The 21,756-nt window shown below is 59.9% G+C and carries 17 protein-coding genes, 4 tRNA genes and 1 pseudogene; 11 read left to right on the forward strand and 11 right to left on the reverse strand.

All coding sequences use genetic code 11. The features are described from left to right. Positions 1-36 precede the first annotated feature (36 nt). The gene (locus ACIOYV_RS28505; RefSeq protein ID WP_054054917.1) at positions 37-1,089 is read left to right on the forward strand and encodes an AI-2E family transporter; all 1,053 of its coding nucleotides are present in this window, start codon (positions 37-39) and stop codon (positions 1,087-1,089) included. 158 nt (positions 1,090-1,247) lie between these two features. Here ACIOYV_RS28505 and xopAW read toward each other — a convergent pair whose 3' ends face one another. From xopAW to ACIOYV_RS28520, 3 genes are all read right to left on the reverse strand, one after another. After that, positions 1,248-2,105, reverse strand: coding sequence for a XopAW family type III secretion system calcium-binding effector (gene xopAW / locus ACIOYV_RS28510; RefSeq protein WP_401329145.1), 858 nt, complete (start codon positions 2,103-2,105; stop codon positions 1,248-1,250). A 277-nt stretch (positions 2,106-2,382) separates the two neighbouring features. Then, positions 2,383-3,432, reverse strand: a complete 1,050-nt coding sequence (locus tag ACIOYV_RS28515; RefSeq protein WP_401329148.1) for a sensor histidine kinase — start codon at positions 3,430-3,432, stop codon at positions 2,383-2,385. Further along, the gene (locus ACIOYV_RS28520; RefSeq protein WP_054054921.1) at positions 3,432-4,190 is read right to left on the reverse strand and encodes a response regulator; all 759 of its coding nucleotides are present in this window, start codon (positions 4,188-4,190) and stop codon (positions 3,432-3,434) included. Before ACIOYV_RS28520 ends, ACIOYV_RS28515 begins: the two co-directional genes overlap by 1 nt. A 293-nt stretch (positions 4,191-4,483) precedes the next feature. Here ACIOYV_RS28520 and pyrF point away from each other — a divergent pair, with 293 nt between their 5' ends. Then, positions 4,484-5,182, forward strand: coding sequence for an orotidine-5'-phosphate decarboxylase (gene pyrF, locus ACIOYV_RS28525; RefSeq protein WP_185066885.1), 699 nt, complete (start codon positions 4,484-4,486; stop codon positions 5,180-5,182). A 133-nt stretch (positions 5,183-5,315) separates the two neighbouring features. Here pyrF and ACIOYV_RS28530 read toward each other — a convergent pair whose 3' ends face one another. Further along, complete coding sequence (locus ACIOYV_RS28530) at positions 5,316-6,320, reverse strand: NADP-dependent oxidoreductase (protein WP_401329152.1); 1,005 nt, start codon at positions 6,318-6,320, stop codon at positions 5,316-5,318. 235 nt (positions 6,321-6,555) lie between these two features. Between ACIOYV_RS28530 and ACIOYV_RS28535 the strand changes: the two genes are divergently transcribed. From ACIOYV_RS28535 to ACIOYV_RS28550, 4 genes and pseudogenes are all read left to right on the forward strand, one after another. Beyond that, on the forward strand, positions 6,556-7,317 hold the full coding sequence (locus ACIOYV_RS28535; RefSeq protein WP_163912977.1) for an SDR family oxidoreductase: 762 nt from the start codon (positions 6,556-6,558) through the stop codon (positions 7,315-7,317). 157 nt (positions 7,318-7,474) lie between these two features. After that, positions 7,475-8,878: a PLP-dependent aminotransferase family protein gene (locus ACIOYV_RS28540; RefSeq protein WP_401329155.1), complete on the forward strand. Its 1,404-nt coding sequence runs from the start codon at positions 7,475-7,477 to the stop codon at positions 8,876-8,878. Positions 8,879-9,868: 990 nt separating this feature from the next. After that, positions 9,869-10,093: pseudogene (locus tag ACIOYV_RS28545) on the forward strand (HAMP domain-containing protein); the annotation flags it as partial. After that, positions 10,091-10,954, forward strand: coding sequence for a methyl-accepting chemotaxis protein (locus tag ACIOYV_RS28550; protein WP_401329210.1), 864 nt, complete (start codon positions 10,091-10,093; stop codon positions 10,952-10,954). The pseudogene ACIOYV_RS28545 and the gene ACIOYV_RS28550, both read left to right, overlap by 3 nt. A 773-nt stretch (positions 10,955-11,727) precedes the next feature. On the opposite strand, the gene ACIOYV_RS28555 is transcribed toward ACIOYV_RS28550, so the two are convergent. Continuing rightward, on the reverse strand, positions 11,728-12,486 hold the full coding sequence (locus ACIOYV_RS28555) for a hypothetical protein (protein WP_401329158.1): 759 nt from the start codon (positions 12,484-12,486) through the stop codon (positions 11,728-11,730). Between the two features lie 393 nt (positions 12,487-12,879). Between ACIOYV_RS28555 and ACIOYV_RS28560 the strand changes: the two genes are divergently transcribed. The 4 genes from ACIOYV_RS28560 (at position 12,880) to ACIOYV_RS28575 (ending at position 13,293) form a co-directional block, all read left to right on the forward strand. Further along, positions 12,880-12,955, forward strand: a tRNA-Glu gene (locus ACIOYV_RS28560). A 2-nt stretch (positions 12,956-12,957) separates the two neighbouring features. After that, a tRNA-Gly gene (locus tag ACIOYV_RS28565) sits at positions 12,958-13,033 on the forward strand. Between the two features lie 105 nt (positions 13,034-13,138). Continuing rightward, a tRNA-Glu gene (locus ACIOYV_RS28570) sits at positions 13,139-13,214 on the forward strand. Between the two features lie 3 nt (positions 13,215-13,217). Beyond that, a tRNA-Gly gene (locus ACIOYV_RS28575) sits at positions 13,218-13,293 on the forward strand. A 115-nt stretch (positions 13,294-13,408) separates the two neighbouring features. Here ACIOYV_RS28575 and ACIOYV_RS28580 read toward each other — a convergent pair. The 4 genes from ACIOYV_RS28580 to ACIOYV_RS28595 all read right to left on the reverse strand — a co-directional run bounded on the left by ACIOYV_RS28580 (position 13,409) and on the right by ACIOYV_RS28595 (position 17,474). Then, positions 13,409-15,148: a dipeptidase gene (locus ACIOYV_RS28580; protein WP_290028787.1), complete on the reverse strand. Its 1,740-nt coding sequence runs from the start codon at positions 15,146-15,148 to the stop codon at positions 13,409-13,411. 196 nt (positions 15,149-15,344) lie between these two features. Next, positions 15,345-15,983 (reverse strand): LysE family translocator, encoded by a 639-nt coding sequence (locus ACIOYV_RS28585; protein WP_290028789.1) that lies wholly within the window; start codon positions 15,981-15,983, stop codon positions 15,345-15,347. Position 15,984: 1 nt separating this feature from the next. Then, a complete protein-coding gene (locus ACIOYV_RS28590) occupies positions 15,985-16,755 on the reverse strand; it encodes a 2OG-Fe(II) oxygenase (protein ID WP_401329163.1) in 771 nt (256 codons plus the stop codon). A 92-nt stretch (positions 16,756-16,847) separates the two neighbouring features. Beyond that, positions 16,848-17,474: an alanyl-tRNA editing protein gene (locus ACIOYV_RS28595; protein WP_401329166.1), complete on the reverse strand. Its 627-nt coding sequence runs from the start codon at positions 17,472-17,474 to the stop codon at positions 16,848-16,850. Positions 17,475-17,564: 90 nt separating this feature from the next. Here ACIOYV_RS28595 and ACIOYV_RS28600 point away from each other — a divergent pair, with 90 nt between their 5' ends. Further along, positions 17,565-18,563, forward strand: a complete 999-nt coding sequence (locus ACIOYV_RS28600) for a LysR family transcriptional regulator (RefSeq protein ID WP_401329169.1) — start codon at positions 17,565-17,567, stop codon at positions 18,561-18,563. Positions 18,564-18,711: 148 nt separating this feature from the next. Here the strand turns inward: ACIOYV_RS28600 and ACIOYV_RS28605 are convergent, their stop codons facing one another. Both ACIOYV_RS28605 and ACIOYV_RS28610 read right to left on the reverse strand, forming a co-directional pair. Further along, complete coding sequence (locus ACIOYV_RS28605; protein ID WP_054051726.1) at positions 18,712-19,119, reverse strand: PA2817 family protein; 408 nt, start codon at positions 19,117-19,119, stop codon at positions 18,712-18,714. Positions 19,120-19,193: 74 nt separating this feature from the next. Continuing rightward, on the reverse strand, positions 19,194-21,641 hold the full coding sequence (locus tag ACIOYV_RS28610) for an acyl-CoA dehydrogenase (protein WP_401329173.1): 2,448 nt from the start codon (positions 21,639-21,641) through the stop codon (positions 19,194-19,196). Between the last annotated feature and the right edge of the window lie 115 nt (positions 21,642-21,756).

Below are 21,756 nucleotides of genomic sequence, written 5' to 3' on the forward strand. Positions count from 1 at the left end.
CTACTCTTTGGCTGACTGACTTTTTTCGAGATTTGCATGATCAATAACGATCGGCTGTTGGTGCAGATTCTGCTCCTGGTGCTGTTTGGCGCGAGCTTCTGGGTGATGGCGCCGTTCTGGTCGGCATTGTTCTGGGGGGCGGTGCTGGCGTTTGCCAGTTGGCCGCTGATGCGTTTACTGACCCGTTGGCTCAATGGCCGGGAATCTCTCGCCGCCGCCTTGCTGACCCTGGGCTGGATGTTGCTGGTGGCGGTGCCATTGGTGTGGCTGGGGTTCAACCTGGCGGACCATGTGCGCGATGCTACGGCGTTCATCAAAGACGTGCAGGTCGATGGCCTGCCGGAAGCGCCGGTGTGGCTGGGCAGTGTTCCTCTGGTCGGTGAACGGCTTATCGGAATCTGGAACAGCATCGATGAGCAGGGCGCGGCAATGATGCTGGCGGTCAAACCTTACCTGGGACAGGTCGGCAACTGGTTGCTGGCGCGCAGTGCGCAGATCGGCGGCGGCATTCTCGAACTGACCCTGAGCATTGTCTTCGTGTTCTTTTTCTACCGCGACGGGCCGCGCCTGGCGGCGTTTGTCCACAGCTTGCTCTCACGCCTGATCGGTGACCGCGCCGGGTACTACATCGAATTGGTTGCCGGCACGGTGCAACGGGTGGTGAACGGGGTGATTGGTACAGCGGCAGCCCAGGCAATCCTGGCGCTGATCGGCTTCCTGATTGCCGGGGTTCCCGGGGCGCTGGTACTGGGGATCGTGACATTCCTGTTGAGCCTGATCCCGATGGGGCCGCCGCTGATCTGGATTCCGGCTACGGCCTGGCTGGCCTGGAAGGGCGAGTACGGAATGGCGGTGTTCCTCGGGATCTGGGGCACGTTCATCATCAGCGGTGTGGACAACGTGCTGAAGCCGTACCTGATTAGTCGCGGCGGGAATCTGCCGTTGGTGATTGTGCTGCTGGGGGTGTTTGGCGGGTTGATTGCGTTCGGGTTTATCGGGTTGTTCATCGGGCCGACGTTGTTGGCGGTGGCTTACAGTCTGTTGACTGACTGGAGCAAGAGTCAGGCGCGGGTTGAAGATCGCCGCTGAAGTTCCCCTGCTTGTATAAATCCCACTGAACCGGCGACGGTCAGTGGGATTTTTTGTTGGGGCGTATGGCCTCTTCGCGGGCAAGCCTCGCTCCTACATTGGATATGTGTCGGGCACGAACCCTGTAGGAGCGAGGCTTGCCCGCGAAGCTTTTTGCCTCAACTCGTAACGTTCAGGTACTTACCCACGCTCGCCACGTTATCCAGCGAATACTGCTTGCTCAAATTGGCGATCATTTTTTGCAACGCTTCGCTGACATTCGACTGATCGGTAGAGCTGTCGCTGTTTTTCTCGCGACCCGCCTGCAGCGCGGCTTTGAGTTCATCGCTGCTGACGCCACCGCTGCTGTCGCTATCGAGCACTTTCAGCAACGCGGCGCTGGTGTCGGTCGAGGTCGATGAGCTACTGGTGCTGGCCTGCAACGCGCTACTCAGTTCGGTGGCGCTGACGCTGCCGTCGCTGTCCGTGTCGAGTTGGCTGAAGAACTGGTCACTGGACGCTTGTTGCGGCGGCGGTGGCGGTGGGCTCATCGCAGCGGCGAGTTCATCCTTGCTGACGGTGCCGTCCTGGTTTTTGTCCAGCGCCGAGAAGATTTCCTTGCTGTCGGCAGTGCTGCCGGCGGCGGTCAGGCCAGTGCTCAACTCATCGCTGCTGAGATTGCCGTCGCTATCGGCGTCCAGTGCGCCAAGGAGTGCGTCGGCCAGATCAGTATTCGGCGCCTGATCCTGCGGGGGAGAGGGCGGCGCCATCGCGGCCATTTCTTCACTGCTCAGGCTGCCACTGTCGTCGCTGTCGAGGTCGGTGAAGTTCTTGCTCAGGTCGGCCAACAGACGATTGTCGGGTTTCTCGGTCTGGGCGGTTTTTAGTTCGTCCTGACTCACCGAGCCGTCGCCATTGGTGTCGAGCTTGGTTAACAGTTGTTTCTGGAACTCTGCACGGCGGGCGGCGTTGGCCGCCGTGTTGCTGGTGCTCGTGCTGGTATAGCTCGTGTAGTTACTGCTGACGCTACCGATCATTGGGCTCACTCCTTTGGACGGAAAACCGGTGAGTGCACCGGCTTATGCAGCCTCAAGGGGCAAGTTGTCGTGGGTATGTGGCGTTTGTACCGGTTGGTACACAGAGTCAGCAGGCCAGACCAATATCCCCTGTGGGAGCGAGCCTGCTCGCGAAGGCAATCTGACAGTCGACATAGATGTTGAATGTTAAATCGCTTTCGCGAGCAGGCTCGCTCCCACAGGGGGATTTATGTTTAACAAGGGGATTTATGTTTAACAAGGGGATTTATGTAGGGCTTCAGTTGCGAGGCAATTTGATGACAGCGGTCAAACCACCACCCGGCGTCTCTTCCAGGCTCAGTTGCCCACCCAACCGTTCCGCCGCTTCCCGGGCGATGGTCATGCCGAGGCCGACGCCGCCGGAGTTGCGATTACGCGAACCCTCCAGCCGGAAGAACGGTTCGAACACCGCTTCGCGTTTGTCCGGCGCAATCCCTGGACCATGGTCAATCACCCGGATCACCAGGTTTTCACGGCTGTCTTCGAGGCTGATCAGCGCCTCCCCGGCATAACGCAGGGCGTTGTCCATCAGGTTATTGATGCACGAGCGCAAGGCCATCGGCTGCACTTGCAGCGGCGAGCAATGCCCAGTGGCCTGCACATCGGCCCCTTGGTCCTGGGCGTTTTCGCTCAAGGATTCGACCAGCGCCTGCACGTCCATCCATTGCAGCGCTTCGCTGGTGCGTTGTTCGTGCAGGTAGGTAAGGGTGGCGTCGAGCATGCCGATCATGTCGTCCAGATCCTGGCGCATCTGGCCTTGCAGCTTGTCGTCGTCGATCTGTTCCAAGCGCAACTTGAGCCGCGACAGCGGCGTGCGCAGGTCGTGGGACACCGCACCGAGCATCCGTGAGCGCTGCTGCACTTGTTCGATGATTCGGCGCTGCATCTTGTTGAAGGTGTGGGCCGCTTGCCGCGCCTCGCGTGGACCGGACTCGTCCAGCGGCGGGCTGTCGAGGTTTTCGCTCAAGCGCTCGGCGGCATCGCTCAGGCGCTGGATCGGCCGACTCAACAGTTTGGCGCCGTACCACGCAGCAATGATCAGCGAGACCAGTTGAAACGTCAGCGGCACCAACGGCCCGCCGAACCACGGTCGCGGCGGACGTTTTTCGAAGCGCGGGTCCATCGGTGGGCGCGGGCCCTCGAAGTCCTCGGAAAATCCGGGCGGCGGTGGAGGGGGCGGCGGGCCGTAATGGTGAAACCAGAAAAACGCCAGCAGGTGCGCCAGGATGATCGCGATCAGCAGCACGCCAAACAGGCGGCCGAACAGCGTATCGAAGCGCGCACGCATCAGCCGATGTCTCTCGCGTCGAACAGATAACCCTCACCGCGAACGGTCTTGATCAACTGCGGGTTCTTCGGGTCATCCCCGAGTTTCTGGCGCAGACGCGAGACCAGCAGGTCGATGCTGCGATCAAACGCTTCGATCGAGCGACCCCGGGCGGCATCCAGCAATTGTTCGCGGCTGAGCACCCGGCGCGGACGTTCGATGAATACCCAGAGCAGGCGGAATTCGGCGTTGGACAGCGGCACCACCAGGCCATCGGCGGCGATCAACTGGCGCAGCACGCTGTTCAGGCGCCAGTTGTCGAAGCGAATATTCGCACGCTGTTCGGTGCGATCGTCGCGCACCCGCCGCAGAATCGTCTGAATCCGCGCCACCAGTTCCCGTGGCTCGAACGGCTTGGCCATGTAGTCGTCGGCACCCAGTTCGAGGCCGATGATCCGGTCGGTGGGTTCGCAGCGCGCGGTGAGCATCAGGATCGGGATGTCCGACTCGGCGCGCAGCCAGCGGCACAGCGACAAGCCGTCTTCGCCGGGCAGCATCAGGTCGAGCACCACCACGTCGAAATGTTCCGCTTGCAGCGCCAGACGCATGGCCGCGCCATCGGTGACGCCGCTGGCGTGGATATTGAACCGGGCCAGGTAGTCGATCATCAATTCGCGGATCGGGACGTCATCGTCGACGATCAGGGCGCGAATGCTCCAGCGTTTGTCGTCGCCGGGCGCTTTTTGATCATCGTTCACAGGTGCAGGGGTGTTGTGCATGCGTGCGTTCATCTGCCAGGTAGGCTGCCAACCACAAAGATGGGCTGCGAGGTTGTGGCTTCAGCATAGGCGTCCAGCCCGAAGGCGGGAAGTGCTGTAAGGACGTGTTGCGGCTGCCGAGGGTAGCGATGCCCTTTGTTGGGGGCGTGTCCTGTGTGTATCGGGCTCGACACAATTGGCGCACCCGCTAGGCTTGCCGGAGTATGCGGGACGATTTACCGATCATCGGGTCCCGCATCGGCGCTGGTTCCGCTACAATGCGCGCCGATTTCGTCCTGCCTGAGAGCCCGCACATGTCCGTCTGCCAGACTCCTATCATCGTCGCCCTGGATTTCCCCACCCGTGACGCCGCACTGAAGCTGGCCGACCAGTTGGACCCGAAACTGTGCCGGGTCAAAGTCGGCAAGGAACTGTTCACCAGTTGCGCCGCGGAAATCGTCGGCACCCTGCGGGACAAGGGTTTCGAAGTGTTCCTGGACCTCAAGTTCCACGACATCCCGAACACCACCGCGATGGCGGTAAAAGCGGCGGCGGAGATGGGCGTGTGGATGGTCAACGTGCACTGCTCCGGCGGTCTGCGCATGATGGCGGCGTGCCGCGAAGTGCTCGACCAGCGTACCGGCCCCAAGCCGCTGCTGATCGGCGTGACCGTGCTGACCAGCATGGAGCGTGAAGATCTGGCGGGTATCGGCCTGGACATCGAGCCGCAGGAGCAAGTGCTGCGCCTGGCCGCACTGGCGGAGAAAGCCGGGATGGATGGTCTGGTGTGCTCGGCCCTGGAAGCCCAGGCCCTGAAAACGGCCCACCCGTCGCTGCAACTGGTGACCCCGGGGATTCGTCCGGCGGGCAGCGCTCAGGACGATCAACGCCGCATCCTGACCCCGCGCCAGGCCCTGGATGCCGGTTCCGACTATCTGGTGATCGGCCGTCCGATCAGCCAGGCGGCGGATCCTGCGAAAGCGTTGGCCGACGTCGTAGCCGAAATCGCCTAAACACCGCTAAAACCTGTGGGAGCGAGCTTGCTCGCGATGAGGGTGTATCAGTCGACAACAATGTTGACTGACACACCGCTTTCGCGAGCAAGCCCGCTCCCACAGTGGTTTTGGGGTGTGTTGAAAAACCGCTTTAAACCTTCAACACCAACTTCCCGAAATTCTCGCCGCTGAACAATTTCATCAGCGTCTCCGGGAACGTCTCCAGGCCTTCGACAATATCTTCGCGGCTCTGCAATTGCCCCTTGGCCATCCAGCCGGCCATTTCCTGCCCGGCGGCGGCGAATTGCGCGGCGTAGTCCATCACCACAAAACCTTCCATACGTGCGCGGTTGACCAGCAGCGACAGGTAGTTCGCCGGGCCTTTGACCGCTTCCTTATTGTTGTACTGGCTGATCGCGCCGCAAATCACCACCCGGGCTTTCTGGGCCAGGCGACTCAGCACCGCGTCGAGGATATCGCCGCCGACGTTATCGAAATACACGTCCACGCCCTTCGGGCATTCGCGCTTGAGCCCGGCGGCGACGTCTTCGTTTTTGTAGTCGATGACCCCGTCAAAACCCAGTTCGTCGATCAGGAACTTGCACTTGTCCGCGCCGCCCGCGATGCCGATCACGCGACAGCCTTTGATCTTGGCGATCTGCCCGGCAATGCTGCCCACCGCACCGGCCGCGCCCGACAGCACCACGGTGTCGCCGGCCTTCGGTGCGCCGACGTCGAGCAGGGCGAAGTAAGCGGTCATCCCGGTCATGCCCAGTGCGGACAAGTAGCGCGGCAGCGGCGCCAGTTTCGGATCGACTTTGTAGAAACCCCGTGGCTCGCCGAGGAAATAATCCTGCACGCCCAGTGCACCGTTGACGTAGTCCCCGACTGCAAAGCTTGAATTATTCGATGCAACGACTTTGCCTACGCCCAACGCGCGCATGACCTCGCCGATACCGACCGGCGGGATGTAAGATTTGCCCTCGTTCATCCAGCCACGCATGGCCGGGTCCAGGGACAGGTATTCGTTCTTGACCAGGATCTGACCCGCCGCCGGCTCGCCGACCGGTACTTCTTGAAAGGTAAATGTTTCGCGGGTCGCCGCGCCGACCGGGCGTTTGGCAAGCAGGAATTGGCGATTGGTCTGGGTAGTCATGACAGGCACTCAAGATGAATGAAGCCTTGTTGATAGACCTTCAGGGCCGATGCCGCAAGGTTGGCTGATGCGGCGAATGCAGGCCGATCCAGTGCAGTGATAGTCGGTTGGGCGGTTCTATCACTGTGAGTCATGGGCACTCAACCGGCCTTCTGATAGTGCTGCCGCGCTTACCGCCCCGTGGATAGACTGCAAACACGCGATCCCCCGCCATCTTCTCTTCGAGGACTGAACAATGAGCATGACGTTTTCCGGCCAGGTAGCCGTTGTGACCGGTGCCGCCAATGGTATTGGCCGCGCCACCGCCCAGGCCTTTGCGGCCGAAGGCTTGAAGGTCGTGGTCGCCGATCTGGACACGGCAGGAGGCGAGGGCACGGTAGCGCTGATTCGTACGGCGGGCGGCGAAGCGTCCTTCGTGCGTTGCAACGTTACCGTGGAGAGCGAGGTAAAACATCTGATGGACGAGGTGATCAATACCTACGGCCGTCTCGACTATGCCTTCAACAACGCCGGTATCGAGATCGAAAAAGGCAAACTTGCCGACGGCACCCTCGATGAATTCGACGCGATCATGGGCGTCAACGTCAAAGGCGTCTGGCTGTGCATGAAGTATCAGTTGCCGTTGCTGCTGGCCCAGGGCGGCGGCGCGATCGTCAACACCGCGTCGGTGGCCGGCCTCGGTGCGGCACCGAAGATGAGCATCTACGCGGCCTCCAAGCACGCGGTGATCGGCCTGACCAAATCGGCGGCCATCGAATACGCCAAGAAGAAGATCCGCGTGAACGCGGTGTGCCCGGCGGTGATCGACACCGACATGTTCCGCCGCGCCTATGAAGCCGACCCGAAGAAGGCTGAGTTTGCCAACGCGATGCACCCGGTCGGCCGCATCGGCAAGGTCGAGGAAATCGCCAGCGCGGTGTTGTACCTGTGCAGCGACGGCGCGGCCTTCACCACCGGGCATTCGCTGGCCGTGGACGGAGGCGTTACCGCGTTCTGAAAGTCGATAACGCAATCCCCCCTGTGGGAGCGGGCTTGCCATGGGGAATGTGTTTCAAATGGTTAGAACCGCCGCTTTTGGCGGCGTTGTCGCACAGTCTGATGCGCGCTCCTGTGATTAACTGCTGTCAGCAAAATGGACAGGAGTTTGCTTGCTCATGGAATTGAGAATTGATCGACAGGCAATGGTGCCCGTCGTACAGCAAATCGTCGACGGACTGGCGAACTGGATCCGTCAAAGCGAAGTGCCGCCCGCGACGCGTTTGCCTTCCGTGCGACAAATGGCACGGCTCAATTTGCTCAGTCAATCCAGCGTCGTCGAAGCCTGTGAGCGCCTCGTCGCCCAGGGGATTCTGGCGTCGCGCCCCGGGTCGGGATTCTGTGTCGCCGCGGCGGCACCCGCTGCGCCGCACGCATGGGAGCTTCCCGGGTTCGAAGGCGCAGAGTTAATGCAAAGGGGATGCGCCGACAGCTTGTCGGGTGAACTGATGCTGGGGTGTGGCGGTTTGCCTGAAAGCTGGCGCGAGACGGACGACCTCAGCTACGCCATCCGCCAGGTGGCCCGCACCGATATGGCCGGACTGTTCAACTACAGCACGCCGCTGGGCCTGCTGCCGTTGCGCCAGCAGATCCTCAAGCGCTTGAAACCGCTCAATATCGAGGCGGACGAAAACCGCGTCCTGACCACCGCCGGCGCCAGCCAAGGGCTCGACCTGATCGTGCGCACGCTGTTCAGGCCGGGAGACTGCGTGGTGGTGGAAAATCCCGGTTTTTCGCATCTGTTCGATTTGCTCAGGCTGCACGGCGTTCAGATGCTTGAAGTGCCACGCACCCCACAAGGCCCCGACACGCAAGCGCTCGAACGTGTACTGATCACGCACCGTCCGCGTGCGTTATTCATCAATAGCTTCCACCACAACCCCACGGGCAGTTGCATGACCCCCGTGGTGGCGCAACGGGTTCTGGAGCTGAGCAAGACGCATGGCGTGCTGGTGATCGAAGACGACGTTTATGCGGATTTTCACAATGCTCCCGGCACACGCCTCGCGGCGCTGGATGACGACGCCCGCGTGATCTACGTCGGCAGTTTCTCGAAAACCCTCAGCAGCTCACTGCGCGTCGGGTTTGTAGTGGCCGGCGCCGAGCTGATTGCGCGGCTGGCCGAGGTCAAGATGATCAGCAGCATGGGCGGGTCACGGTTTTGCGAGTCGGTGCTGGCCAGCCTGTTGGCCAACGGTGCCTATCGCAAATTGGTGCAACGCCAGCGCCAGCGCCTGAACGTGGACCGGGCCGCGGCATTGCAGGTGCTTGAAGATGCCGAATGGGAGGTATTCGGCGAGCCGGCCGGCGGCTTGTTCATCTGGGCGCGATCGCCAATGTCCGACTACGCTCAGTTGCGCACGCAGGCACAACGTTTCGGTGTCCTGCTGTCTTCCCCGACGGCATTCAGCCCGACTGGCGAAACCTATGACTGGCAGCGAATCAATGTGGCTTATGCCTGTGATCCGCGGGCCCGCCGGTTTTTCCAGGCCACTGCTTTGAATCGACCTAAAACGTTCTGAAAACGACGTGGGCGTAGCTTTTTGCCATTATTCCGACGCCAGAGACTTGTGTTGACACAGGCCCGTTGCGAATCTCCATCTACAGACTATGGCAGGGGACTACGAGCAATGATTTCGGCCGTGCAAGGACGTTTTGCCAACCTCGGTATGGCGAAAAAACTGGGTATCGGGTTTGTCCTGGTGCTGTTGTTGACAGCCTTGGTGGCAGCCATTGGCGTATGGTCCCTGCAAACCATCAGTCAGCGCTTCGACGGGCTCAAGCAGATGTCTTCGCTCAACAGCGGCCTGCTCAAGGTGCGTTTGCTGGAACAGGAATACGCCTTGCACGGCAACCCGAAAACCGCCGACGCCTTGCGACAGGGGGTTGATGCACTGGTCGCGTTGGCGGATCAGTTGAAGGCGCAATCGGCGGCCAACGTGCCGGTGATGAACGATGTCGAGCAGTCGCTGGCGGCCTATCGCAAGGCCTTCGACGAATTTGTCTCGCTGACCCAGGCCAAGGACCTGGCGCTGGAAATGGCCAGTTGGTCGGTGTCCAGCGTGGCGAATAACCTCGACGTGTTGCAGGCCGGTCTGGCGGACGATGGCGCTTATACCTTGAAGGATTCTGAAGGCAAGGACGGCGCGCAATTCATCGAACAGGCCAACCAGGTCAGCCAGGTGTCACGGTTGATGTTGCAGGCCATGAACGAAGCCCGTGTGCGCCTCGATCAGAGCCGCAAGGGCGACGACGACAGCGCCGGCAAAGGCAAGATCGAACAGGCCGATCAAGCGTTGGCTCAGGCCGAACAGCTGAAAACCACGGTCAAGGACGAAGGCTATCAGACCGTCCTTAATGAAGTCGCCGGCCACATCGCCAGTTTCAGCGAAAAACTGGCTGAGTACACCGGGCTGCTGGCACAGGAAAAAACCGTCTACGAGCAATTGCATCAGCGCGCCGCCCAGGTCGTGGAGCGAGTGGATCAAGCCTATGTGGCCGAAGACGGTGCGATGCAGGCCGAGTTGAAAAAGAACTCTTTGTTGATCGTCGGTTCTTCGGCGCTGGCGCTGCTGGTCGGCCTGATCGCGGCGTGGGTGATCACCCGGTTGATCGTGGCGCCGCTGCGCAGTGTGATCCGTGTTGCGCAGCAGATTGCCGCGGGTGATTTGAGTGCGACGGTGGAAGTGACCCGCCGTGATGAAATCGGCCAGTTGATGTTGGCGATGCAGCAGATGGGCGCAGGCCTGAGCAGTATCGTCAGTGGTTTGCAGGCGGGCATTGAGCAGTTGGCCAGTTCTGCGCAATCGCTGTCGGCGGTGACTGAGCAGACCAACCTGGAGGTCAGTAGCCAGAAGGAAGAAACCGAGCAGGTCGCCACGGCGATGAATCAGATGACCGCCACTGTGCACGATGTGGCGCGCAATGCCGAAGAGGCGGCTACGGCGGCGCAGACGGCGGATGACAAGGTTGAGAGTGGTCAGCAGGTGGTGCGTCAGAGTATGGCGCGGATCGAGCAATTGGCGGATTCGGCGACCTCGGCCAGTTCCAGCATCGAGAGCTTGAGTGCGGAGATTCAGAATATCGGCACGGTGCTGAGTGTGATTAAGAGCGTGGCTGAGCAGACTAACTTGTTGGCGCTCAACGCGGCCATCGAGGCGGCGCGGGCGGGTGAGCAGGGCAGGGGGTTTGCGGTGGTGGCTGATGAGGTGCGGGCGTTGGCCAAGCGTACTCAGCAGTCGACTGAGGAGATTGAGCGGTTGGTCAGTGCTTTGCGTTCGGCGGCGCAGTCGTCGGTGCAGCAGATTCAGAACAGTGGTGAGTTGGTGAAATTGGCGGTGAGTGATGCTCTGCAGACTGAGAGTGCGTTGGGGAGTATTGCGGCGGCGGTGTCGTTGATTCAGCAGATGAATCAGCAGATTGCGGCGGCGGCTGAGGAGCAGAGTTCGGTGGCTGAGGAGATTAATCGCAGTGTGACGAGTATTCGGGCGAGTGCGGATCAGTCTTCGTTGGCGATGCAGGGGAATGCGGCTTCGAGTATTGAGTTGGCGCAGTTGGGGGTTGAGTTGAAGGGGATGGTTGGGCATTTTCGGCTTTGACGCTTTGACTTGGCGGCCTTTGGGCCGACCATGTTGTTGGTGATTTGGGTGTATATCCGTTTCTGCGGTAACGGCTGCTTGAGGTTTCGCCCTTACGGCGAGTCCCTTTTGGCAAACGCCCCAAAAGGAACCAAAAGGTCTCGCCCCGGCGTCCGGCCCCTCGCTTAGGCTCGGCGTGCCTTCGTTCCGGTGTTCATCTGGGGGCATCGCCTACGGTCGGCTTCGCTTCGACCTCCTCTCGATGTGTGCGGCTTCGCCGCACGGCGCTACGCGCCCACCCCCAGATGAACACCTCCACTCAGCCTCCCGAAGGGGCGGGTAGAGCAAGATCAAGGGCAGGCGAGCTAACGCTCGGCCTTGAGTGGTTAGAAGCGGGGCGGTGTGCGCTGGGCCGCTTGTGTAGGAGCATGGCTTGCCCGCGAAGGCGTCCTGACAGACGACCAATCTCTCCCGGATACACTCGATCAAAATTGTGGGAGCTGGCTTGCCCGCGAAGGCGGCCTGACAGCCGACCCATTTCTTCCGGCTGTACTCGGTCAAAATTGTGGGAGCTGGCTTGCCTGCGAAGGCGGCCTGCCAGCCGACCAATCCTTCCCGAATGTACCCAGTCAAACTGTAGGAGCGAGGCTTGCCCGCGAAGGCGCCCCAACAGCCAACCGATCCCTCCCGAATACACTCGATCAAATTGGAACTGCCGAAGGTTGCGATCTTTTGATCTTCAAATCCAAGGCCAAAAAAAACCACCTCTCGGTGGCTTTTTCTGACTGTTTTGGTCAGTCGTAAATCGCTTTTTTCTTCCAATCGGCATCTGCCTCGACGTCTTTCAAGCCTTCGGTCAGTTGGTTGACTTCGCCTTCAGCCGGGGCTGTCTGGTCCATGACTTGGGCGTTGGCGCGGGCCAGGAGTTTTTCCAGGTATTCGAGTTGTTCGGCGTAGACCTGGGGTTCCTGTTGTTTGCGCAGGTATTGCACGCCGCGTTCGAACGCGAGGCGAGCCTGGCCGGGTTGGTTTTGTTGCAGGGAGTGCTGGCCGAGGTTGTTGAAGAACTCGATGTGCAGCAGTACCAGGATGTGGCGAACTTCGCGGATCCAGCGTTTGGCTTCGTTGGTCGGCAGGAAGCCGTCTTGTGCCGCGCGGGTGATTTGGCCGTGCAAGGCTTCGAGCAGGAAGCGTACGTCCTTGGCTTTGGCTTCGGTCTGGATCGGTGCCGGCGGGTTGTTGACCGGGATCGATTCGCCTTGGGCTACCAGCGCGTTCAGTTCGGCAATTCGCGCCTTTACAGTGGCATTGGTTTTTTCAAGGTTCAACAGGCGCTGGCAGACGTTCAGCTCCAGGCGAGTCAGCAGCAGCTTGAGCGCTGGCGTCATCAACTGGCCGGGGAAGGTCTCGGTGATTTCGCCGCAGCGACGCAGGCGGTCGTTGAGTTCAACCTTGGTGCGGGCCTTTTCCAGCTTATTGTTTTCCACCACATGGTTCATGTAGCCAATGGCGATCAATAGTGCGATCCCGGCTACAACTAGCAGGGTGATCATGAGTGGTGTCACCGGTAAGACCTCTTTATAGGGTTCGCGTGCGAGTGTAGTGGCTTGGCCTGGGGGCGCATAGGGCCGCTCGACGAGTTGGATCGGCCGCGACTCTACTTGTATCGGCCGAGACCCCGCTTATATAAGTAACAACGTGCGAGGTGCACATTGCCATCACTTGTGGCGTGGGTGGACTATAGCGCCTTGGCGGGTGACAGAATATAGGCGTCAAACACCGGGCGACGGAAAACCCGGATTCGCCTGTCAAAGCACGGCGAAGTCATTGATTTAAATAAATTTATATCAGGGGGTTGACGACCCCTCAATCCATCCATAGAATGCGCGCCACTTACAGCGTAAAGCACACAGCGAAACGCGGTAGGAAGTGAATGTTGTACGTGTGTCCCCTTCGTCTAGTGGCCTAGGACACCGCCCTTTCACGGCGGTAACAGGGGTTCGAGTCCCCTAGGGGACGCCATTGCGGGAATAGCTCAGTTGGTAGAGCACGACCTTGCCAAGGTCGGGGTCGCGAGTTCGAGTCTCGTTTCCCGCTCCATTTTTAAACAGCACTGCTTTCGGGCGGGGCTGAGTGAAACCAGAAACGATATCTTCGGATACGTATTTGGGCACTGAAATACACACCATGTGTTTCAGTTAGCGTGTCCCCTTCGTCTAGTGGCCTAGGACACCGCCCTTTCACGGCGGTAACAGGGGTTCGAGTCCCCTAGGGGACGCCATTTGCGGGAATAGCTCAGTTGGTAGAGCACGACCTTGCCAAGGTCGGGGTCGCGAGTTCGAGTCTCGTTTCCCGCTCCATATTTAACGAAAACGCCGCTCAGCAATGAGCGGCGTTTTTGTTTGTGCATTATTTTGTATTTCACGCCAGCATCAAAGTAGCGGACCCGCCAAGATAGCGGGCCCGCAACAGCGATCAGAGCTTCGGCAACTGCCCGACGCGTCCCATCATCTCGGTCACGATCTGCAGGTCCAGCAGGAACTGGTCGACCGTCTTGAACTCGTTGTCGGTATGGCCGGTGTATTTGACCTCAGGTCGGGCCAGGCCGAATTGCACGCCGTTAGGCAGTTCATGCACCGACGTGGCGCCGGCGGAAGAGCCGAACTTGTGTTCCATGCCCAGGTTTTCAGTGGACACGGCCAGCAGGGCCTTGACCCATTCGCCCTCAGGATTGCGGTACATCGGCTCGGCGATCGAGTAGGTGAAGGTCGCCGGGACGTGGGTCTTCTTGCTCCAGGCGCCAATCTTGTCAGCAATTTTCGCCTTGAGCGCTTCCGGGGATTCGCCCTTCGGTACGCGCAGGTTGACCGCGAGCTTGAAGGTTTTGTCATCCATGCCGACGAAAGTCAGGGACGTGGTCAGCGGACCCATGAAGGCATCGGAGAAGCCAACGCCCAATTTGCCACCCAGGTAATCCAGGCCCCAGTTATCGGCGGCGTAACGCGCGGCGTCGGTGATGTGGTTGTGCTTGAGTGCGACTTTGCCGTCGATGCTGTGGATGAAGTCCAGCATCCTCGCCACCGGGTTCACGCCGGACTCGGGTTCGGAGGAGTGCGCGGACACGCCGGTGACGGTCAGCTTGACGTCCTTGCCGTCGACCTTGGCGTTCACTTCGAAGTTACCGCCATTGCGCTTGGCATAATCAGCCCCGGCCTTCTGCAGGCTGGCGGCCAGTTCGGCGGGTTTGTCAGTGACAAGGACGGCGACCGAAGCCGACGGAATCTGGTTGGTGGCCATCCCGCCAGTCATCGAAATGATTTCGGCGCCTTTGCCCTCGCCATCACGCCGCGGGAAGTTGCCCATGACCGTGCCATAGCCTTTCTCGGCAATCACTACCGGGTAGCCGCCATCCAGCGCCAGGTTGTAGTTCGGCGTCGGGTTGTGTTCGAAGTAATAAGGAATGGCGTCGCCGCTGGTTTCTTCAGTGGTGTCGACCAACAACTTGAAGTTACGGGCCAGTGGCAGCTTCTCTTCCTTGATGACTTTCATCGCGTACATCGCCACGACGATGCCGTTCTTGTCATCCTCGGTGCCCCGGCCGTACATGCGGTCGCCGATCAGGGTGACCTTGAACGGGTCGAGTTTGGTGCCGTCCTTCAGTACCCAGTTTTCCGGTGTCACTGGCACCACATCGGCATGGGCGTGGATGCCCACGACTTCATCGCCGCTGCCTTCCAGGGATATTTCGTAGACGCGGTTGTCGATGTTGCGGAAGTTCAGGTTGAACGCCTGGGCCAGGCCCTTGATCTTGTCGGCGATCTTGATGAATTCAGGGTTGTCATGCTGGGCGACGCCTTCCACTTGGAACGTCGGAATGGCCACCAGCTCACGCAGGGTCTCGGTGGCAGCGCTGCCATATTTCACCCGGGCATAAATACCCAGCAGGCGATTGATTTCGTTTTGCTGTTCAGCAGACAGGGTTTTGTTGTCGAGAAACGCACTGATGGCCGGGCCGAGGTTGGCGGTTTTGGCCAGGTCGCTCTTGTTCACGCTGCCGAGGAACTGCCGGAAATCCGTGGCCGATGCATCACTGAAGGTCTTGAGGATGGTCGCGCTTTGTTGCGCAGTGATGTTGGCGTGGGCCAGTGGGGTGAACGACGCAAGGCTCGCCAATACAAGAGTGGTCGCGGCCAGTTGCTTGAGAGAAAAATCCATTGCTGGGGGCATTCCTTCGCAGGTAGTGAGTAGGAAATATCTGATCGAGTAATCAGAAAGGTTCCCAAACTAACACCACGGGGAAGCAGTAGGGGAGCCCCTTAAGTGGGAACTGTCGCACAGAAACGCAAAAGCGACGCACAAACGAAAAAGGCCCGCCAGTCTGACTGAGCGGGCCTTTTGCGTGGGCGCGGGCTTACATCGACAGAATCAGGCGCCCGGCAAACAGGATCAGAATCACCCCCATGGTGCGTTCGAACCAGTGCCCCATGCGCATAAACAGTAGGCGCACCCGGGTGCTGGAAAAGAACAGCGCGACGATCACGAACCACAGTGCGTTGACGAAGCACATCCACAGGCCATACAGCGCCTGGATCTGCAACGGGGTCGTGGCGCTGATGATGGTGGTGAAGATCGCCAGGAAAAACAGCGTGGCTTTCGGGTTGGTCGCGTTGGTCAGAAAACCGGTGGTGAACGCCTTCAATAGGGTTTGTTCGACCACGGGCTCGTCAGCCGGCTTGTCGCCTTCCAGTGCGGTCTTGGGTTTGCTGCGCAACAGGCTGACGCCGAGGTACAGAATGTAGGCACCACCCACGACCTTGGCCACGGTCAGCAACCAAGGCACGGTGTGCATCAATGCGCCGACGCCGAGCAGGGTGTACAGCACGTGCACGGAAATCCCCGCGCCAATCCCCAGTGCCGTGCAAATCCCGACCAGGCGACCGAAGCGCACGCTCTGGCGGATGGTCACGGCAAAGTCCGGTCCGGGGGCGACTACGGCCAGAAAGTGAATGGTCGCCAGCGCCAGAAACTCGCCCAGGTAATTCGAAAGCATCTCAACTCCAAAAAGTAAGGGGTGAAGCATTACCGCGATAGCCGACAAAGAACGAAAGGCTCAACCGCGGGTCCGCCACGCCCGGGGTTACCGAGTGCATGCAGCGCGAATTGAACATGATGAAATCACCCGGATCAGGGCGTACCTCCAGGGCCGGAGGGCCAAGCAGGGACGGGTCAATGCCGTAACTGTCGCCACGCATTTCGTCGAATTGGTCAGGGGAAATGTCGTGGTCCCACATCTGCAATGCGCCGCCTTCGGTGGGCATGTTCAGGTAAACATTGCAGGCAAATTGCGCCTCCAGGCTGCGAGCCTGAAAACTGTCCGGGGCATCCTTGGCGAAGATGTCGTGATGGGCGAGGAAGCACACGCCGGGCTTCACCACTCTGGACAGCCCGACGTACATCTTGCGGCCATAGAGGTTTTCCAGATGCGCGCCTGCCGGCCACGATTCGTCGAGCATGCAGCGCAAGGTGTCGACCGGGGATGAGTAGGGCGCACAGCGATTGCGCAGTTCCTCGATATTGCTGGTGGCGCGCTCGAAATAGTCTTCGATCAGCAGCGGCTGGTTTTCCGCTTCATAAAACGCCATGCCAATCCGGCCAATACTCGGAGCATTGATGTAGCCCTCGAAGCCCGGCGCAAGGATCTTGTCGCCAATCTGCACCGCCAGCGGCTGAGGCAAAAAGCCTTTGACGCGGATAGCGAGGACTTCTTCGTTGGCCAGTTTTTTTATGCACGTCTCATCGAGACGCTCGACGTCAAGCATCATGGTTTAGGTCCATCTATCGAGTAGTCAACGGAGCTCGTGAATGCAGGCTCCCCCGGCGTCAGGCGATGGCAGTGTCGCCATCGCCAAAAAGCTCAATCCACGTGGTAATGGACGGACAACGTGCCCTTTTTCTGTGAAAGGGAGTCGATCGTGACCGTGCCCAAATCCTTCAGGCTACGTACATGGGTGCCGCCACAACCGTAGGCGGGCAGTTCACCAAAACCGATTTCCCGGGCGCCTTCGCGCAATGAAATCAGGCGTGGCAGGTCGTCGGCGATCCACTGCTCGATGCCGTTCTGCACGGTTTGGATATCCACTTCGGTAGCCGACTCTGCCGGTTTGAACTGCACGCGGGCCTCGCCTGGCCAGTGATGGGCCTTGATCGGCATCCAGCCCATCGCCTGGACGAAGTGGCCGATCAGGTGACCAGCCGAATGCAGGCGGGTATTGAGTTGGCGACGTGGTTCATCGACCCGGATCTGGGTCATGCCGAGTGCTACCGGTTGGTCGACGTAATGGACGATCCGGTCTGGATCCTGAGCCACCCGCAACACCCGGCTTTCACCGATCCAGCCGGTATCAAAAGGCTGGCCGCCGCCTTGGGGGTGAAACAGTGTGGCGCGCAAAACAACCGCGAATTCATTCTCGTGGGGCGTGCAATCCAGGACTTCCACATTGGCCTTGAGGTCATCACTATGGAAAAAGAGGCGAAGCGTCATATTCCATGCCCTTATTAAAGTTTCTATTTTTATTATATGAAGCGTGGAATTGCGTGATAATCCGTTCAAACATCAAAGGACTGTTGCGCTGTGAGCATAAATCTACCGTTGCCGCTGCTCGGGGAAATGGCGATTTTCGTCAAGGTTGTCGAGACCGGCAGCTTCTCTGAAGCGGCACGTCAATTAGGCTCGTCGCCGTCGGCGGTCAGTCGCAGCATTTCTCGCCTGGAAAAAGCCCTGGCCACCCGCTTGCTGCAGCGCACCACGCGAAAGCTGCGGCTGAGCGACGGCGGTGAAGAGGTGTTCAAGCGTTGCCAGGAAATGGTCAGTGCAGCCAAATCGGTGATGGAAATCAGCGGTCAGTTCACCCACGAAGCCGAAGGCCTGGTGCGGGTCAGCGTGCCCAAAGCGGTGGGGCGATTTGTGATTCACCCGCATATGCCGGAATTTCTGCGGCGTTATCCCAAAGTGGATGTGGAGTTGTTGCTCGAAGATCGGCAGGTGGATTTGATCGATGACAACGTCGATCTGGCGATCCGCATTACCGATCGCCCGCCGGCAGGACTGGTCGGTCGGCAATTGCTGACCATCGACCATTTGCTCTGCGCGACGCCGCAGTACCTGGCCGAACACGGCACGCCGAGCCATCCCCACGACTTGCTCAATCACAGTTGCATCTACCTGGGCGAAACCCCGAGCGATGCGCGCTGGAAATTCAAGAAAGGCACCAAAGCCGTGACCGTCGGCGTGCGCGGACGTTATGCGGCCAATCACACCGGCGTGCGATTGGGCGCAGTGTTGCAGCACATCGGCATCGGCAGCCTGCCGTATTTCACCGCCCGTTATGCGCTGGAGCAGGGGCTGATTGTGCAGGTGTTGCCGGACTGGACCTTCCTCGCTTCTTACCATGGCGGCGCCTGGCTGCTGCATTCGCCGACCCGTTATCTGCCGCCCAAGCTGCGGGTGTTTATCGATTATCTGGTGGAGTGTCTGGAGAAGGAACCGACCCTGAGCAAACCGGGTAAGCCCAGTGCGTTGAGCAAGGTGGCGGCGGAGTATGAGTTGCCGGAGAGTGATGGGTTGCTTTGAAGAACGCCTTCGCGGGCAAGCCTCGCTCCTACAAATAAAGCGCGATCCCTGTAGGAGCGAGGCTTGCCCGCGAAGGCGTCCTCACTGAAGCCACAAAAAAAGGCCCGCATGAATCACCATGCGGGCCTTTTGCATTTCCAACCGTGGATCAGTGCTTGCTGTCGTCCTGCGACATTGCCAGCAGCTGTTTTTCCTGGTTCCAGTCGAACGGTTCGTCGTTCTGTTCGGCTTCAAAACGACGCTCTTCCAGCGCCTGATACAAGTCGATTTCATCATCGGGCATGTAGTGCAGGCAGTCGCCGGCGAAGTACCACAGCAGGTCGCGCGGCACCAAGTGAGCGATTTGTGGGTAGCGGGTGATTACCTGGCACAGGATGTCCTGGCCCAGGTATTGGCTTTCGATCGGATCGACCGGCAGCAACGCACGCAGTTCGTCGAAGCGCTCCAGGAACAAGGCATGGCTTTCTTCGGGAACCTGTTCGGCCTCACCCACGGCGACCAGGATGCTGCGCAAGTGGTCAAGCAAGACGAGATGATCGGCAACGACATTGGACACGAGATAAGTCCTCAAGAGCAAAACGGGCGCGGGAGTATAAAGCTCCCGCGCCCATTTTTACATCGATGGCTGGATCAGCGGACTTTTCCTGCCGCCAGCGCCAGCTCCTCTTTGTCGAAATCATCGACATCGATCACTTTGCGTCGCGCCACTTCGGCGTCACGCAGGGTTTGCGCTTCACCCGGTTGCAAGACCCCGGCTTCCAGCGCCGCATCGATGGCGTGTTCCCCGGCGGCCGGTTTGACCTGGCCGCTTTTGAGCGCCACATGCAGCTTTTTCTGCAACGGTTGCGCTGCGTTCAGCAGGTTGCAGGCATGTTGCAGGGCGCCGACGGCGTCGTCGGCCGATTGCGGACGGTAGCAACCGCCGAGCAACTCTTCGAGGGTCGGATCGCCCTTGGCCCGGCCAATCACCGCTGCCACTTCGGCACCGAGTTTGTCCGACGGCCCTTTGTGGCGACGACCGAACGGGAACACGATCACCCGCAACAGGCAACCCAGCACCTTGTTCGGGAAGTTGCTCAGCAGTTCATCCAGTGCGCGCTCGGACTGGCCCAGGCTTTCTTCCATGGCCCAGATAAACAGCGGTGCCATGTGATCCGGTGAATCGAGATCGTGGTAACGCTTGAGCGCGGCGGAGGCGAGGTACATGTTGCTGAGCACATCCCCCAGACGCGCCGACAGGCGTTCACGGCGTTTCAGTTCGCCGCCCAGCAACATCATGCTCAGGTCGGCGAGCATGGCGAACGCGGCGGCCTGATGATTCAGAGCGCGGAAGTAACCCTGGCTGAGCTTGTTGCCCGGCGCGTGTTCGAAGTGCCCGAAACCGAGGTTCAACACCAGCGTGCTGGCGGCGTTGCTCACGGCGAAACCGATGTGCTTGAGCAACAGGCCATCGAACTCGGTGAGTGCCTGATCCTTGTCTTCACGACCGGCGAGGGCCATTTCCTTGAGCACGAATGGATGGCAGCGGATCGCGCCCTGGCCGAAGATCATCAAGTTGCGCGAGAGAATGTTCGCGCCTTCCACAGTGATGAAGATCGGCGCGCCATTCCAGCTGCGACCCAGGTAGTTGTTGGGTCCCATGATGATCGCCTTGCCGCCATGCACATCCATGGCGTGGCTGATGCACTCGCGGCCGCGTTCGGTCAGGTGGTATTTGAGAATTGCCGACAGCACTGACGGTTTTTCGCCAAGATCCACCGCGTTGGCAGTCAGCATCCGTGCGGCGTCCATCATCCAGGCATTACCGCCGATACGCGCCATGGCTTCCTGAATACCTTCGAACGCCGACAGCGGTACGTTGAATTGCTCGCGCACTTGAGCGTACTGGCCGGTCACCAGACTGGTGAACTTCGCCGCGCCGGTGCCCACCGCCGGCAGGGAGATCGAACGCCCCACCGACAGGCAGTTCATCAGCATCATCCAGCCCTTGCCGAGCATTTCCTGACCGCCGATGAGGAAGTCCAGCGGAATGAATACATCCTTGCCGGAGTTCGGGCCGTTCATGAACGCGGCGCCAAGCGGCAGGTGACGACGACCGATTTCAACCCCTGCGGTGTCGGTCGGGATCAGTGCCAGGCTGATGCCCAGGTCTTCCTTGTCGCCCAGCAAATGATCCGGGTCATAGGCCTTGAAGGCCAGGCCGAGCAGGGTGGCCACCGGGCCCAGGGTGATGTAGCGTTTTTCCCAGTTCAGGCGCAGGCCCAAGGTTTCCTGGCCTTCCCATTCGCCTTTGCAGATAACCCCGGTGTCGGGCATCGCGCCGGCATCGGAGCCGGCCAACGGACCGGTCAAGGCGAAGCACGGGATGTCATCGCCGCGAGCCAGCCTTGGCAGGTAATGGTTGCGTTGTTCGTCGGTGCCGTAATGCAGCAACAGTTCGGCCGGGCCGAGTGAGTTGGGGACCATCACGGTGGAGGCGAGGTCGCCGCTGCGGGTCGCCAGTTTCATCGCAACCTGGGAGTGGGCATAGGCGGAGAAGCCCTTGCCGCCGAACTCTTTGGGGATGATCAGGGCGAAGAAGCCGTTTTCCTTGATGTGGGCCCAGGCTTCCGGTGGCAGGTCCATGTCCTGGCCGATCTGCCAGTCACTGACCATTGCGCAGAGTTCTTCGGTCGGGCCGTCGATAAAGGCCTGTTCCTCTTCGCTCAACTGCGCTTTTGGATAGGACAGCAATTTGTCCCAGTCCGGACGACCGCTGAACAGTTCGCCGTCCCACCAGACCGTGCCGGCGTCGATGGCATCGCGTTCGGTTTGCGACATCGGCGGCAGGGTTTTCTGGAACCAGCTGAACAGCGGCGCGCTGAAGAATTTGCGGCGCAGATCAGGCAGCAACAATGGTGCTGCGACCGCCGCGATCAAGACCCAGAGAAGCAGTAGCAGCCAACCCGGCGCATGGCTGAACGCGCCCATCGCCACCACGTACACCGCAACGATGCCCAAGGCAGGCAGCGGGGCGATGCGGCGGTGGGCCAAATAAGCTATTCCAACGATCAGAACCAGTATCCACAACAACAGCATATTTAATCCTCCGTGAAGCCAGGGCAAAACCAACTTTCAGAGCTTAGACGGCATCCGCAAAATCGGGTGGTCAGAGCAATGGATAGAAATCGTGGGAAACCTTGGATGGGTTTTG

Origin of the sequence: Pseudomonas sp. NPDC087342 (genome assembly GCF_044744265.1) — a bacterium.
Classification (GTDB): Bacteria; Pseudomonadota; Gammaproteobacteria; order Pseudomonadales; family Pseudomonadaceae; genus Aquipseudomonas; species Aquipseudomonas nunensis.

Excerpts from the sequence above, each read along its gene's own strand:
- ACIOYV_RS28505 (WP_054054917.1), top strand. The coding sequence starts at position 37 with ATGATCAATAACGATCGGCTGTTGGTGCAGATTCTGCTCCTGGTGCTG.
- xopAW (WP_401329145.1), bottom strand. The coding sequence starts at position 2,105 with ATGATCGGTAGCGTCAGCAGTAACTACACGAGCTATACCAGCACGAGC.
- ACIOYV_RS28515 (WP_401329148.1), bottom strand. The coding sequence starts at position 3,432 with ATGCGTGCGCGCTTCGATACGCTGTTCGGCCGCCTGTTTGGCGTGCTG.
- ACIOYV_RS28520 (WP_054054921.1), bottom strand. The coding sequence starts at position 4,190 with ATGCACAACACCCCTGCACCTGTGAACGATGATCAAAAAGCGCCCGGC.
- pyrF (WP_185066885.1), top strand. The coding sequence starts at position 4,484 with ATGTCCGTCTGCCAGACTCCTATCATCGTCGCCCTGGATTTCCCCACC.
- ACIOYV_RS28530 (WP_401329152.1), bottom strand. The coding sequence starts at position 6,320 with ATGACTACCCAGACCAATCGCCAATTCCTGCTTGCCAAACGCCCGGTC.
- ACIOYV_RS28535 (WP_163912977.1), top strand. The coding sequence starts at position 6,556 with ATGAGCATGACGTTTTCCGGCCAGGTAGCCGTTGTGACCGGTGCCGCC.
- ACIOYV_RS28540 (WP_401329155.1), top strand. The coding sequence starts at position 7,475 with ATGGAATTGAGAATTGATCGACAGGCAATGGTGCCCGTCGTACAGCAA.
- ACIOYV_RS28550 (WP_401329210.1), top strand. The coding sequence starts at position 10,091 with ATGGGCGCAGGCCTGAGCAGTATCGTCAGTGGTTTGCAGGCGGGCATT.
- ACIOYV_RS28555 (WP_401329158.1), bottom strand. The coding sequence starts at position 12,486 with ATGATCACCCTGCTAGTTGTAGCCGGGATCGCACTATTGATCGCCATT.
- ACIOYV_RS28580 (WP_290028787.1), bottom strand. The coding sequence starts at position 15,148 with ATGGATTTTTCTCTCAAGCAACTGGCCGCGACCACTCTTGTATTGGCG.
- ACIOYV_RS28585 (WP_290028789.1), bottom strand. The coding sequence starts at position 15,983 with ATGCTTTCGAATTACCTGGGCGAGTTTCTGGCGCTGGCGACCATTCAC.
- ACIOYV_RS28590 (WP_401329163.1), bottom strand. The coding sequence starts at position 16,755 with ATGATGCTTGACGTCGAGCGTCTCGATGAGACGTGCATAAAAAAACTG.
- ACIOYV_RS28595 (WP_401329166.1), bottom strand. The coding sequence starts at position 17,474 with ATGACGCTTCGCCTCTTTTTCCATAGTGATGACCTCAAGGCCAATGTG.
- ACIOYV_RS28610 (WP_401329173.1), bottom strand. The coding sequence starts at position 21,641 with ATGCTGTTGTTGTGGATACTGGTTCTGATCGTTGGAATAGCTTATTTG.